At 71.7% G+C, this 13,149-nt stretch carries 10 protein-coding genes; 6 read left to right on the top strand and 4 right to left on the bottom strand.

Annotation, left to right across the window (positions count from 1 at the left end; all coding sequences use genetic code 11):
• Nucleotides 1-54: 54 nt before the first annotated feature.
• From rplK to QWI33_RS04335, 4 genes are all read right to left on the bottom strand, one after another.
• Complete coding sequence (rplK, locus tag QWI33_RS04320) at nt 55-483, bottom strand: 50S ribosomal protein L11 (RefSeq protein ID WP_136528430.1); 429 nt, start codon at nt 481-483, stop codon at nt 55-57.
• A 147-nt stretch (nt 484-630) separates the two neighbouring features.
• Nucleotides 631-1,359 carry a transcription termination/antitermination protein NusG gene (nusG, locus tag QWI33_RS04325; RefSeq protein WP_289955260.1) on the bottom strand — a complete coding sequence of 243 codons (729 nt, stop codon included), beginning with the start codon at nt 1,357-1,359 and terminating at the stop codon, nt 631-633.
• Between the two features lie 266 nt (nt 1,360-1,625).
• The gene (gene secE, locus QWI33_RS04330) at nt 1,626-1,913 is read right to left on the bottom strand and encodes a preprotein translocase subunit SecE (RefSeq protein WP_289955262.1); all 288 of its coding nucleotides are present in this window, start codon (nt 1,911-1,913) and stop codon (nt 1,626-1,628) included.
• A gap of 72 nt (nt 1,914-1,985) precedes the next feature.
• Nucleotides 1,986-2,504 carry a GbsR/MarR family transcriptional regulator gene (locus QWI33_RS04335; protein WP_289955264.1) on the bottom strand — a complete coding sequence of 173 codons (519 nt, stop codon included), beginning with the start codon at nt 2,502-2,504 and terminating at the stop codon, nt 1,986-1,988.
• 93 nt (nt 2,505-2,597) lie between these two features.
• Here QWI33_RS04335 and QWI33_RS04340 point away from each other — a divergent pair, with 93 nt between their 5' ends.
• The 6 genes from QWI33_RS04340 to QWI33_RS04365 all read left to right on the top strand — a co-directional run bounded on the left by QWI33_RS04340 (nt 2,598) and on the right by QWI33_RS04365 (nt 12,900).
• Complete coding sequence (locus tag QWI33_RS04340; protein ID WP_289955266.1) at nt 2,598-3,518, top strand: ABC transporter ATP-binding protein; 921 nt, start codon at nt 2,598-2,600, stop codon at nt 3,516-3,518.
• On the top strand, nt 3,515-5,152 hold the full coding sequence (locus QWI33_RS04345) for an ABC transporter permease (RefSeq protein WP_289955268.1): 1,638 nt from the start codon (nt 3,515-3,517) through the stop codon (nt 5,150-5,152). The genes QWI33_RS04340 and QWI33_RS04345 overlap by 4 nt, the downstream gene beginning before the upstream one ends.
• A gap of 460 nt (nt 5,153-5,612) precedes the next feature.
• Nucleotides 5,613-8,705 carry an ATP-dependent DNA helicase gene (locus QWI33_RS04350; protein ID WP_289955271.1) on the top strand — a complete coding sequence of 1,031 codons (3,093 nt, stop codon included), beginning with the start codon at nt 5,613-5,615 and terminating at the stop codon, nt 8,703-8,705.
• Nucleotides 8,698-11,793: an ATP-dependent helicase gene (locus QWI33_RS04355; protein WP_289955273.1), complete on the top strand. Its 3,096-nt coding sequence runs from the start codon at nt 8,698-8,700 to the stop codon at nt 11,791-11,793. The genes QWI33_RS04350 and QWI33_RS04355 overlap by 8 nt, the downstream gene beginning before the upstream one ends.
• A 143-nt stretch (nt 11,794-11,936) precedes the next feature.
• A complete protein-coding gene (locus QWI33_RS04360; RefSeq protein ID WP_289955275.1) occupies nt 11,937-12,416 on the top strand; it encodes an Rv0361 family membrane protein in 480 nt (159 codons plus the stop codon).
• A gap of 166 nt (nt 12,417-12,582) precedes the next feature.
• On the top strand, nt 12,583-12,900 hold the full coding sequence (locus tag QWI33_RS04365) for a hypothetical protein (RefSeq protein WP_289955276.1): 318 nt from the start codon (nt 12,583-12,585) through the stop codon (nt 12,898-12,900).
• Nucleotides 12,901-13,149 lie beyond the last annotated feature (249 nt).

The following is a 13,149-nucleotide window of genomic DNA, read 5'->3' on the forward strand; positions in this document are numbered from 1 at the left end:
GGTTGGTCTGGTGACTGCCGAGTGCTCGGCGGCCCGACGATTACTCGACGGTGCCTATTCGACCGTGATGCCCATGGAGCGGGCGGTGCCCGCGACGATGAGCGACGCGGCGTCGAGGTCGTTGGCGTTGAGGTCGGGGAGCTTCTTCTCCGCGATCTCGCGCACCTGGGCCTGGGTCACCTTGCCGACCTTGACGCGGTGGGGCTCGCCAGAGCCCTTCGCGACACCGGCGGCCTTGAGCAGGAGCTTGGCGGCCGGCGGGGTCTTGAGGACGAACGTGAACGAACGGTCCTCGTACACCGTGATCTCAGCGGGGAGGACTTCGCCGCGCTGGGATTCGGTGGCCGCGTTGTAGGCCTTGCAGAACTCCATGATGTTGACGCCGTGCTGGCCGAGGGCGGGACCCACCGGCGGGGCCGGGGTGGCCTGGCCACCCGCGAGCTCCAGCTTGAACGTCACAACGGCCTTCTTGTTGGGAGCCATCGTGTCCTTCTCTTGATCCTGGGCTATGCGGAGGCTTGCGCCCCCGCCTTCCATGCGCGCGCACGCCAGCGGCCTGCGCGCAACTCATCCAGGGTACTCGCCCAGGTGGCGGGCACTCTGAAGGAGGTATGTGAGCTGTAGCTCGTGCTACAGCTTCGAGACCTGGTTGAAGTTGAGCTCCACCGGGGTCTCGCGGCCGAAGATCGAGACGAGCACCTTGAGCTTCTGCTGCTCGGCGTTGATCTCGGCGATGGTGGCCGGCATGGAGGCGAACGCGCCGTCCACGACGGTGACGGACTCGCCCTCGGTGAAGTCGACCTTGATGTCGATGTCGCCGCCGCCGGAGTCGGCCTGGCCCTCTTCCTTGGGCTTCTGCTCCGGAGGGAGCAGCCACTGGATGACCTCGTCGAGCGGGAGCGGGCTCGGGCGGTCGGTGCGGTCGACCACGCCCACGAAGCCGGTCACGCCGGGCGTGTTGCGCACGACCGAGTACGACTCGGGGGTCATCTCCATGCGGACGAGCACGTAGCTGGGGAAGACCTTGGCCTCCACCTTCGAGCGCTTGCCGTTCTTGATCTCCACCTCGGTGTGGGTGGGGACCTCGATCTGGTAGATGTAGTCCTCCATGTCGAAGGACTGGATCCGGTTCTCCAGGTTGGAGCGCACGCGGTTCTCGAAGCCGGCGTAGGAGTGCAGCACGTACCACTCGCCCGGCGCGAAGCGCAGCTTGGCGCGGAGCGCCTCTGCCGGGTCGACCTCGGGCTCGCCGGGAACGGCGTCCTCGTCGATCTCCGGCTCCGCTTCGACGTCCGCGACCTGCGCCGCAGCAGCCTGCGCCGCGACCTCGACCTTCAGGGCCTCGTCGAACTCAGACACGCTCAACTCTCATTCCGGCTCGACCTCGCAACGGCGAGGTACTGCGACTGATTCTCTGCGATGGTGCACGCTCCGGACCGGTTTCGCGACCGGCTTCTCGGATGCGGCGATCCCCGCCTGTGAAGTCGCGCGCCGGCGGAACCGGCGCGCGTCATACCCCCTAGGGTAGCCGCTCGGGACGGCGGCGCGCCTCAGGCACCGGCGAACCGGCGCAGGTCACGCAATCCGCCCGCGGGCCCGGTGGGCGGGGCGAATGGAACGGGGGGCTAGGAGCCGGCGCCGAAGGCCCGGCGGACGAGGTCGCCGAAGAGCAGGTCGAGGCCGCCGATGTAGGCCATCATGATGCCGACGAAGACCAGGACGACGACGGAGTAGGTGATGAGCTGGCGCCGGGTCGGGTAGACCACCTTGCGCAGCTGCTCGACGACCTCTTTGAGGAAGCGGCCGAGCCGCTTCACGGGGTTGCGCGACGCGGTCTTCTCGCCCTGCTTGCGAGTGGGACGACCCTTTTCAGCGGTCGCATCCGCATCGGAGCTGCTGGTGTCGTCGGCCACGTCGGCTTCCTCCAGGGTTCTTCTGATCGGGGCGGTCAGGCTAGCAGCATACCGGAACGGTATGGCTCGTCACTATCGCGGCGGCATGGTTCGGCGTCGCTCGGCGTACGCGGCGACGAGTTCGCCGCGGCACTCGTTCCAGCGTGCGCGCATGGCGGCCATCTCGTGGTCGACGAACTCCATGAACGCGGCGGTCTGGATGAGCCGGTCGCGGCCGGGGCCCTCCGGCATCGTGTCGATGCCGACGATCGCGAGCTCGCGGTAGCGGTCGATGATCGGGCCGCGGTCGAGCATGATCGAGCCCCAGATGTCGTCGTCGTTGAGGCGGTACACGTCGGCGCGGGTGGAGGTGCGGCGGCCCTTGATGAGGAGTCCGGCCGTGGTCAGTTCGCGGACGGCGCCGGAGACGGCGGCGAGGCTGATGCCGAGTCCTTCGGCGACCTCCGCGGCGGTGTACGTGTCGGCGTCGTCGACCAGGATGTACGAGAAGATCCGCGCCGACATGCGCTGGAGGCCGCTGGCGATGAGGAGCCCGGCGAACCGCTCCACGTACTCCAGCAGGGCCTTGCACTGTTCGGTGTGCTCTTCCATCGTTCCCCTTCGCGGTCCGCCGATCAGGTCTTGATGTTATCTTGACACGCTATAGATTTCACAAATTCATGAAAACTATGATAGCTTGAGCGCATGAACGCAGTGATCCGCACTGAAGGACTGGTCAAGCGCTTCGGCCACGTGACCGCCCTCGACCGCCTCGACCTCGAAGTGGCCCAAGGGGAGACGCACGGCTTCCTCGGCCCGAACGGCGCAGGCAAGTCCACCGCCATCCGCGTCCTCCTCGGGATGCTCCGCTCCGACGAGGGCCGCGCCGAACTCTTCGGCGCCGACCCCTGGAAGGACGCCGCCACCCTCCACAAGCGCCTCGCCTACGTCCCCGGCGACGTCGCCCTCTGGCCCGGCCTCACCGGCGGCGAGACCATCGACCTCCTCGGCCGCCTGCGCGGCGGCGTCGACAAGGCCAAACGCGACGAGCTGCTCGAGCGCTTCGACCTCGACCCGCGCAAGAAGGGCCGCTCCTACTCCAAGGGCAACCGGCAGAAGGTCGCGCTCGTCGCCGCGTTCGCCGCCGACGTCGACCTGCTCCTGCTCGACGAGCCCACCTCCGGACTCGACCCGCTCATGGGCGCCGTCTTCAACGAATGCGTCAAGGAGGCCTCGGCCGCCGGGCGCACCGTGCTCCTCTCCAGCCACATCATGAGCGAGGTCGAGGCATTGTGCGAGCGGGTGAGCATCATCCGCAAGGGCGTCATCGTCGAGACCGGCACCCTCGCCGAGATGCGCCACTTCTCGCGCTCCCGCCTGCGCGCCACCCTCAAGAACCCCGTGCGCGGCCTCGAAGACCACGAAGGCGTTCACGACCTCAAGACCGACGGCCTCGACATCGAGTGCAGCATCGACACCGCCGCCCTCGACGACGTGCTGGCCCAGCTCGCCGTCGCCGGCGTCGCCGGCCTCACCTGCGAGCCGCCGTCGCTCGAGGAGATCTTCCTGCGCTTCTACGGCGACGAGCTCGCCGCCAAGGGCGTCGCCAACGGGGAGTCGAAATGACCACCGCGGTCGCCGAGCTCGAAGACGGCCTGGGCACGCTCGCCGGCACCGGCAAACTCCTGCGCTTCCAGGCCCGCCGCTCGCGCCTGTACCTCCTGGGCTGGCTCGCCGGCCTCGCCGGGGGCACCTGGATGGTCGCCGCCTCCTTCCCCGGCCTCTACCCGGACGCCGAGGGCCGCGTCGCCTACGGCGTCACCGTGAACACGCCCGCGATGCGCTCCATGACCGGGCCCGTCGAGTACATCCAGGCCTACGGCGAGAGCACCGGCGCGATGTTCGCCCACCAGATGATCCTGTGGACCGGGGCGCTCACCGCCGTCATGTTCCTGCTGCTCATCGTGCGGCTCACCCGCGCCGACGAGGAGACCTCCCGCTCGGAGGTGTTCCGCTCCAACCCGATCGGCCGCCGCGCCGACCTCGCCGCGGCGCTGTCGCTCGCCGGGATCGCGGCCGTGGTGCTCGGCGCGCTCATGGCGGCCGCGGTCGCCGCGCTCCCGGGCGACCAGGGCGCGAGCGCGCTCCTCTTCGGACTCGCGCACACCGCGATCGCCATGGTCTTCGCCGCCGTCGCGGCGGTGACGGCCCAGCTCGCCGGCTTCGCTTCGAGCGCGAACGGGCTCGCGTTCATGGTCCTGGGCTGGTCGGCCCTGACCGCCGGCATCGGCAACGCCCAGGAGAACTGGGCGACCTGGCTCTCGCCGATCGGCTGGTCGCAGCTGACCTTCGTGTACACCCCCGAGCAGCGGTGGTGGCCGCTCGTCATGAGCGCGGGGGTCGCGGTCCTCGCGGTCGGGCTGGCGTTCGCGCTGGTCACTCGGCGCGACTTCGGGATCGGGATGCTCGCCGGGCGGCTCGGGCGCGGCGAGGCGAAGCCGGGCCTCGACAGCGCCACCGCCCTGACGTTCCGGTTGACGCGCGGCATGACCCTGGCCGGGGTCATCACGATGCTGCTGCTCGGCGCCGCGTACGGCTCGCTCATGGGCGGAGCCGACGAGATGCTCGAAGGCCTCTCGGAGACCGAGCGGGCCGTGCTCGACCAAGGCGGCGCGAGCATCGAGGAGAACATCACCGCGACGTTCGTGGCGCTGAACGGCCTGTTCGCGGGCCTGTTCGGGCTGCTGGTCGTGGGCCGTGCCGGCAAGGAGGAGACCCAGGGCCGCGGCGAACTCATCGCCGCCTCCGCGGTCTCCCGCTCGGGCTGGCCGGGCTCGTACCTGCCCGCGGCCCTGTGGACCGTGACGATCGCGACCGTGACGGCCGGGGTGTTCCTGGCCCTGTCCGGTTCGGCCTCGCTCGACGACTGGTCGTACTTCCGGACGGCACTGTGGGCCTCGCTCCTGCAGCTGCCGGCGGTGTGGGCGCTCACGGCGTTCGCGTTCGCGGCGTACACGTGGCTGCCGCGGCTGGGCTGGCTGCGCTGGCTCGCGTGGGTGTGGCTGTTCGTGGTGCTGTACTTCGCGAACCTCCTGGACCTACCGGAGTGGGCGCGGGCGGTCTCGCCGTTCGAGCACCTGGCGAAGTACCCGGCGAACGACGTCGACTGGCTCGCGGCGGCCCTGGTGACCGCGGCGGCCGGGGCCTTGACGGCGCTCGGCTACGCGGGAGCGCGCCGCCGGGACCTGCATTTCAGTTAGCTTCGACACCAAGGAAACCGAGCGCCGCCGGGCCCGATCGGGCCCGGCGGCGCTGCGCGCGAGTCCGCGAAGACCATCGGAAACCTCGATGTTGTCCGGGTCGGCCGGCGGCGCGCGCGAGTCCGCGGGGGCCTGGGGCCCACACGCGCTGAACTCACTGATCTCGCTGAACTCACTGAACCCACCCCACCCACCCTGGGGGCCGACCAGCCTGCCTCAATCGTCGCCGCGGGGTCCGACAAGAAATCGGGTTACGAGTCGTCACGGCGCCCGAGTTCACTCGAAAGCGTGAACGCCGGGCACGGTCGACCGGCGGCGCACCGCGGTGGCGCAATCGGCGCCGCTCAGACCGCCGGCGGGCCGGGCGCGGGACGGCGCCGCGGGGCGCGGCGAACCGCCGAGGGCGCCCGACTCGCCGTGCCGATTCGAATTGTCGTGGGGCCGTGGTTCCATAGGGTGCGTGTCCGACCTTCGGTATGAGCTCACGGATCCGCCCGCCGCGGCCGAGCCGGGTTTCGACCTCGACGCCCGGCAGCGGGCGGTGGTCGAGCACGCCTCCGGACCGCTGCTCGTGCGCGGCGGCCCCGGCACCGGCAAGACCGAGGCGCTGCTGCGCGCGGTCACCGCGAAAGTCGAGGCCGGGGTCGACCCGGCCTCGATCCTCGTGTTCGGCCTGCGCCGCCAGGACACCGCCCACCTCCGCTCGCGACTGAACACGGCCACCGCCGGGTTCTCGTCCGCCGAGGTCGGCGTCTACACGTTCGCGGCGTTCGCGTTCGCGCTGCTGCGCGCCTCGGCGGTGGCCGCGGGCCGCGACGAGCCGCGCCTGCTCACCGGCCCCGAAGCGGACGCGCTCATCCGTTCCATGCTCGAAGGCGAGGACTTCGCCTGGCCCCCCGGCTTCGACGAGGCCGTGCGCACCTACGCGTTCGCGCAGCAGCTGCGCGACCTCGTGCTCCGCTGCGGCGAGCGGGGCCTGTCCGCGCCCGAGCTGACCCGCCTCGGCCGCGAGCACGACCGTCCCGAGTGGATCTCGGCGGCGCGGTTCTACGACCGGTACGTGACCACCCTCGCGCTCCAGTCGATGTCGAGCGCCCTGTACGACTCGGCCGAGATCGTCCGCGCCGCCGGTGCCGCGCTGCGCCGCGACCCCACGCTGTTCCCCAGGCCCGCCTGGGTGTTCGTGGACGACCTCCAGGACGCCACGCCCGCGCACCTGCGGCTCCTCGACCTGCTCGCCGGGGACGGCGCGAACCTCGTCGCCGCCGGCACGCCGGACGCGGCCGTGTTCGGCTACCAGGGCGGCGACCCCGAATCGGTGCGGGACTTCCCGTTCCGCTTCACCGGGCGCGGCGGCGCCGAAGCGCCCGTGGTGCAGCTGGACGACACGCACGACGTCGCGCTCGCACCGCTCAACGCCACCACCGCGCTCTCGCGGCGGCTGCGCGGGCACGACCGCGACCGCAAGCGCGGCACCGCCTCCGAGGAGCAGGGCCGCGTCGACGTGGTCTACCTGCCGTCGCCGACCCGCGAGGCCGTGTACCTCGCCGACGTCGCGCGCCGCGCGCACCTGCTCGACGGGATTCCCTACGGGGACATGGCGGTCGTGGTCAAATCGGCTTCGGAGATCCCGCGCCTGCGCCGGGCCATGCAGCACGCGGGCGTCCCGACCCGCCAGGCCGCCGACGACGTGCCGCTGCCCGCGCACCCCACCGTGCGCAACCTCCTGCACCTCGTCCTGGTCGGGCGCGGGCGCGAACGGCTCGACGAGTCGAACGCGGCCGGGCTCCTGCACTCGGCGTACGGCGGCGCGGACCCGTTCGAGGAGCGCCGCCTGCGCCAGGAGCTGCGGCGGCTCGCGGTCGCCGCCGACAACTTCTCCCCCGGCGCGGACCTCCTCGTGGAGACCCTGCGCGACCCCGAGCGCACCGCCGCGCTGCCCGACGAGGACTGGGCCGAGCCCGCGCGGCGTCTCGGCGCGCTCTTCAAGGCCGCCAAGGAGGGCACCGGCCTGAGCGGCACCCTGTGGGCGGTCTGGGAGGCCTCCTCGATGAGCGAGCGGCTGCGGCGGCGCGCGCTCTCGGGCGACCGGCGGGCGCAGCGCGCCGACGCCGAGCTGGACGCGGTGATCGCCCTGTTCGACCTGGCCGCCGACTACGAGAAGAAGCAGCCCGGCGCGGGCGTCGAGGTCTTCTGCGAGCACGTGCTCCACCAGCAGCTCCCCGGCGACTTCCTCTCCGCGCGTGCGGAACTGGGCGACGCGGTCACCCTCGCGACCGCGCACGCCGCGCACGGGCGCCGCTGGGAGTTCGTGGTCGTCGCGGGCGCGCAGGAGGGTGCCTGGCCGAACCTGCGGCCGCGCGGGTCCCTCCTCGGGGCCGAAGCGCTCGTCGACGTGATCGACGGGCGCGCCGACGTTGACCAGGTGGCGCAGCTCCTCGACGAGGAGCGGCGCCTGTTCTACAGCGCGTGCACCCGCGCGCGGGTGCGGCTGCTCGTGACCGCCGTGGACTCCGAAGAGGCGCAACCGAGCCGGTTCAGCGCCGAACTCGGCGTCGAACCGGTCACCGCGCCCCGCCGCGGGCGGCCGCTGAGCCTCGCCGCGCTCACTGCGCGCCTGCGCGAGGCCGTGGTCGACTCCGGCCATGCCGAACGCGACGCCGCCGCCGCGGCCCTGCGGCGCCTGGCCGCCTCCGACGTGCCGGGCGCCGACCCGGCGAAGTGGTGGGGGCTCGCGGAGGTCTCCGACGAACGGGCCCTCGCGCTCGCCGGTGAGACGATCCGCATCTCACCGTCCCAAGTGGAGAAGACGCAGCAGTGCGGGCTGCGGTGGGTCCTCGAGGCCCACGGCGGCGACTCCGGCGACCTCCTCCCCCGCCACCTCGGCACCCTCCTGCACGCCGCCGCCGAAGCCGTCACCGTCGACCCCGCCGCCGACCCGAAGACGGTGATGGAGCAGGTCGTGGGCGAGCACTTCGACCGGCTCCCGTTCGAAGCGCCGTGGCACGCCGAGCAGCAGCGCCAGCGCGTCTCCGGCGCTGTCGAGCGGTTCGCGAAGTGGCTCAGCGCCAACCGCAGGGAGCTCATCGGCGCCGAGCGGTCGTTCCGGATCAAGCTCGAGGTCGGCCCGCCCGGCGTCGAAGTGGTCATGTCCGGCCAGATCGACCGGCTCGAACGCGACGGCGACGGCCGCCTCTACGTGGTCGACCTCAAGACCGGGAAGAGCGCGGTCACCAAGGCCGAGGCGCAGACCAACCCGCAGCTGGGCATCTACCAGCTCGCGATCGCCGAGGGGGCGTTCGAGGAGGGCTCGGAGCCGGGCGGGGCCGAGCTCGTGTACCCGAACGCGAAGGGCGCCACGGCGGTCGCCCGCGAGCAGGGCCCGCTCGGCGAGCACGAGAACCCGGACTGGGCGCGCGAGATGGCCGAGGACACGGCCCTGCGCATGGCCGGGTCGGTGTTCGAGGCCCGCAACACCAGCAGATGCGAGACCTGCTCGGTCAAGCGGTGCTGCCCGATCGCCGACGAGGGACGACAGGTGACCGATGAGTGAGCGCCCCGCACCCCGCTACACCGCGGTGGGTCTGGCCAACCGGCTCGGCACCCCCACTCCGACCCCGGAGCAGGCCACCGTGATCGAGGCCGGGCCGGACCCGATGCTCGTCGTCGCGGGCGCCGGCTCGGGCAAGACCACGACCATGGCCGACCGGGTCGTGTGGCTCATCGCCAACCGGGTCGCCCGGCCCGAGCACATCCTCGGCCTCACCTTCACGCGCAAGGCCGCGGCCGAACTCGCCGCCCGCGTGCGCGACAAGCTGCGGCGGCTCACCGAGTCGATCCCCGAACTCGCCGACCTCCACGGCGAACCCACGGTGTCGACGTACAACGCGTACGCCGGGGGCCTGGTCGCCGAGCACGGCCTCCGGATCGGCATCGAGCCGGGGACGCGGGTCATCACCGACACGGGCCGCTGGCAGATCGCGCGGGACCTGGTGTGCGCGTGGGACGGGCCGATGAGCGAGTTCGACGTGGGCGTCGACAAGGTCACCGAGCAGGTGCTGCAGCTCGCGGGGCAGCTCGCCGAGCACCTGCGCGACGGCGACGACCTGCGCGCGTTCGACCGCGAGCTCGCCGAGATGCTCGGCGAGCGCCAGGGCTCGCGGCAGTCGAACGACCAGTTCCGGGCGCTGATGTCCTTGCGGCGCAAGCGGGAGCAGCTCCTGCCGCTCGTGGAGTCCTGGGACCGGCGCAAGCGCGAGCTCGGCGTCATGGACTTCGCGGACCAGCTCTCGCTCGCCGCGCAGCTCGTCGCGGGCGCGCCCGAGATCATCAGGAGCGAGCGCGAGCGCTGGCGCGTCGTCCTCCTCGACGAGTACCAGGACACCTCGTACTCGCAGGTGTCGCTGCTGCGGGACCTGTTCGGCGGCGGCCATCCCGTGACGGCCGTGGGCGACCCGAACCAGTCGATCTACTCCTGGCGCGGCGCCTCGGCCGGGACGCTCCTGCGGTTCCCCACCGACTTCCCCACGCCCGCAGGGCTGCCCGCGTCGCGGGTCGAGCTGACGAAGTCGTGGCGCAACCGGGCCGAGATCCTCGCCGTCGCCAACCAGGTGTCCGAGCCGCTGCGTGCGGGCGACATCCGGCCCCTCGAGGCGGGCGTCGACGGCCGGGGCCTGGTGCGGGCCGCCATGCACGTCACCGTCGCGGACGAAGCGGACTGGCTCGCCGCGAACCTCGCCGTGATCCGTTCCTCCATTGAGGAGCAGCGGCGGGCCGAGCTGGGGGACGCCGCCAAGCCCGTCGAGGCCGCCGTCCTCGTGCGCAAGCGCCGCCAGATCCCGGCCCTGCATCGGGCCCTGACGGCGGCCGGGCTGCCGGTGGAAGTGGTGGGCTCGCTGGGCCTGCTGTTTCATCCCGAAGTGGCCGAAGCGGTCGCGATGCTCAGGGCCGCGGCCGACCCGACCGACGGGCCCTCGCTCATGCGGCTCCTGGCCGGGAACCGGTGGCGGATCGGGCCGCGCGACATCGCCGGCCTGTGGGCCCGCGCCCGCGAGCTCGCGCCCGACACGCGCGGCTTCGAACCGGACGCGGGGCGCGAGGCCGAGGCGTCGCTGGCGGACGCACTGGCCGATCCGGGCCCGGCCGAGCGGTACTCGGCGCTGGGGTACCTGCGGTTCGGGCAGCTGCACGAGGAGTTGGCGTGGGTGCGCGGGCGGCTGGGGCAGAGCCTGCCGGACGTGGTGGGCGATGTGATCGCGCATTCGGGGCTGGACGTCGAGGTGATGCTGCACCACGGGGACCTCTCGAACCTGGACGAGTTCGTCGACATCGCGGCGGCGTACGAGAACGACACGAGCGGGGCGAGCATCCCGGGGTTCCTGTCCTATCTGGAGACTGCGGCCGAGCGGGAGCGGGGCCTGACGGTGGAGGGCGCTTCGCCGGCGGGCGGGGTGGTGCAGCTGCTCACGGTGCACGCCGCGAAGGGCCTGGAGTGGGACGTGGTGGCGGTGCCGGGCCTGTGCGAGGGCATCCTGCCGGGCAAGGTGAAGGGCGACCAGACGTGGGTGAGCGATGCGGCGCGGCTGCCGTACCCGCTGCGCGGGGACGCCGCGAACCTGCCGTCCCTGTACTTGGACGACGCGACGGTGCCGTCCGAAGTCAAAGGGGCCGTTGAGGAGTTCAAGCGCGATGACGAGGAGGCGCGCCTGGAGGAGGAGCGGCGCCTCGCGTACGTGGCGCTGACCCGCGCGCGGCAGGCGCTGCTGGCGAGCGGCTACTGGTGGGAGGCCGAGCGGCGCCAGCCCCGCAAGCCGGCCCCGTATTTGACCGAGGCCGTGGCGGCGGGTGCCGAAGCGACGGTGTGGGCCGATCCGGGCCCGTCGAACCCGCTCGAGGAGGACGCGCGCACGGTGGAGTGGCCGAGCAAGGCGCCCTTGGGTTCCCGGCAGGAGGCCTTCGCCGACGCGGCGGACCTGGTGCTGGCGGTCGCCGACGGGGCCGGTGCGGAGGGCCCGCAGGCGCAGGCTTGGCGCGACGAGGCCGAACTGCTGCTCGCCGAGCGCGCGGAGCGCGAATCGGGGGTAGTGAAGCTGCCGCGCCCGAAGCGGCTCTCGACGTCGCAGCTCATGGCGATGCGGGAGGACGAGGAGCGGTTCGCGGCCGAGCGGCGCCGCCCGATGCCGGTCCCGCCGCGCCCGGCGACCCAGCGCGGCACGGAGTTCCACTCGTGGGTGGAGGAGTTCTTCGGCGGCGGCACGCTCTTCGACCCGGCCGACCTGCCGGGGGCGGCCGACCCGGTCGGCCCTGACGCCGACCTCGAACGGCTCAAGCAGGCGTTCCGGAACTCGGCCTGGTCGAAGCGGCGCATCGCGGCGCAGGAGGTCCCGTTCGTCATCGACTACGAGGGCACGATCGTGCGCGGCCGCATCGACGCGGTGTTCCATGGAGAGTCCGGCGGCTACGACATCGTCGACTGGAAGACCGGCCGCCCTCCGCAGGGCGAGGCCGCCCGCCATGCGGCCCTCCAGCTCAAGGTGTATCGAAAAGCCTGGGCCCGCCTCAAGGGCATCGACGAATCCGAGGTCCGCACGGCCTTCCACTACATCGCCGCCGACCACACCTGGTGGCCCGACCTCGGTTAACGTGCCGTCCCTCCGGCATCCACGGCGACGACGCCGCCGGTTTGCAGTGCATCGCTAATGTGGACCCCGTTCCCGGGGCCGGGCCCATACCGGCCTCCGGTCCTGCCCGGGGCCGCAACGGAACCCCTTTTTGATTGGAACCCATGAACACTGAGATGACGCCCCGCCGCGCCCGCCGCACCGCCGCGCTCCTCGGCGGCACGTTCGCCACGGTCCTCGCCCTCGCCGCCTGCGGCGGCAACTCCGACACGCCTGACGGCGCGGTCGAGAACTTCCTCGACAACGGCATCGAGGACCTCGTCGGCGCGATGGTGGACGGCGACGCCGACAAGGCCGGTGAAGTCGCCGAAGAGTACTTCTGCGACGACGACGTCGCCAGCGTCAAGGAGGCCGCGGGCATGTTCGCGGAGCTCTCCGAGGAGGAGCGCAAGGAGGCCCTTGAAGGGGCCGATGACGCGTTCGCCGATGTCGACGACATGAAGTACGAGATCGGCGAGGTCAACGAAGACGGCGACACCGCGACGGTCGAAGTCTCCATCACCGCCGGTGGCGAGACCAGCGACGAGACCCTCGACATGGTCAAGGAAGACGACGCCTGGAAGATCTGCGGCTGGATGGGCTAAACGGTCCGACGACGGGGTCCGGCGAGCGATGCTCGCCGGGCCCCGCTGTTCGATCTTCGGCTTCCGCTATACCGACGGTCACACCCGGCGGCCCGACCTCGAAGGGCGCCAGGTCCGAGCCGCGTATTGCGGTTGCTCGCCCGTGCTCCGGACTGATCATCTCCGAATGGTGAAACTGACAGTCGAACTCCCGGATGATCTCGCCGCATGGCTCGCCAACGCCGCGGTGACACGGCGGTGCTCCCGCCAGGATCTCGTGGTCGAAATGATGCGCGACGCATTCGAGCAAGCGGTCGCGTCGGAGGCGCTCGCGGCGAAAGCGGTACGCGAACACCAGGAGCTGTTGCGGCGCCCTGCATCAGGGCCGGGCGATCCGAACCTCGAGTTAGTCGGGCCGATACTCCGAAAGCGACGGCGAACTGCAGTTTCACGGGTTATCCACAGTCTCAAAACTTCTCCTTGGCAACTCTGGACCAACCTGTGAGAGTTAGTAGATAAAAACACCTTCCTCCGGAGGCAGTGGAGGAGCGAGGAAGGTGGAGCTGGTTCTGGCAGGACTGGCGGCGAATGTGGGAACCCCGGGGGCCGCCCCCGAAGACCGCGCGGGGGTGCACTCCCGCGCGGCTCCTGTCAGCACATCTCGCGAGAAAAGAGAAAGAGCGGGGGGGGGGGGCCCCCCCCCCCCCGCCCCCCCCCCCCCCCCCCCCCACCAAGCCCCCCCACCAATCCGCCC

Source organism: Glycomyces tritici (genome assembly GCF_030403505.1).

What these genes read in the sequence shown, in the direction of transcription:
- QWI33_RS04365 (WP_289955276.1), top strand. Translation starts at nt 12,583, where the DNA reads ATGGTGAAACTGACAGTCGAACTCCCGGATGATCTCGCCGCATGGCTC.
- QWI33_RS04360 (WP_289955275.1), top strand. Translation starts at nt 11,937, where the DNA reads ATGAACACTGAGATGACGCCCCGCCGCGCCCGCCGCACCGCCGCGCTC.
- QWI33_RS04335 (WP_289955264.1), bottom strand. Translation starts at nt 2,504, where the DNA reads ATGGAAGAGCACACCGAACAGTGCAAGGCCCTGCTGGAGTACGTGGAG.
- QWI33_RS04340 (WP_289955266.1), top strand. Translation starts at nt 2,598, where the DNA reads ATGAACGCAGTGATCCGCACTGAAGGACTGGTCAAGCGCTTCGGCCAC.
- QWI33_RS04345 (WP_289955268.1), top strand. Translation starts at nt 3,515, where the DNA reads ATGACCACCGCGGTCGCCGAGCTCGAAGACGGCCTGGGCACGCTCGCC.
- rplK (WP_136528430.1), bottom strand. Translation starts at nt 483, where the DNA reads ATGGCTCCCAACAAGAAGGCCGTTGTGACGTTCAAGCTGGAGCTCGCG.
- QWI33_RS04355 (WP_289955273.1), top strand. Translation starts at nt 8,698, where the DNA reads ATGAGTGAGCGCCCCGCACCCCGCTACACCGCGGTGGGTCTGGCCAAC.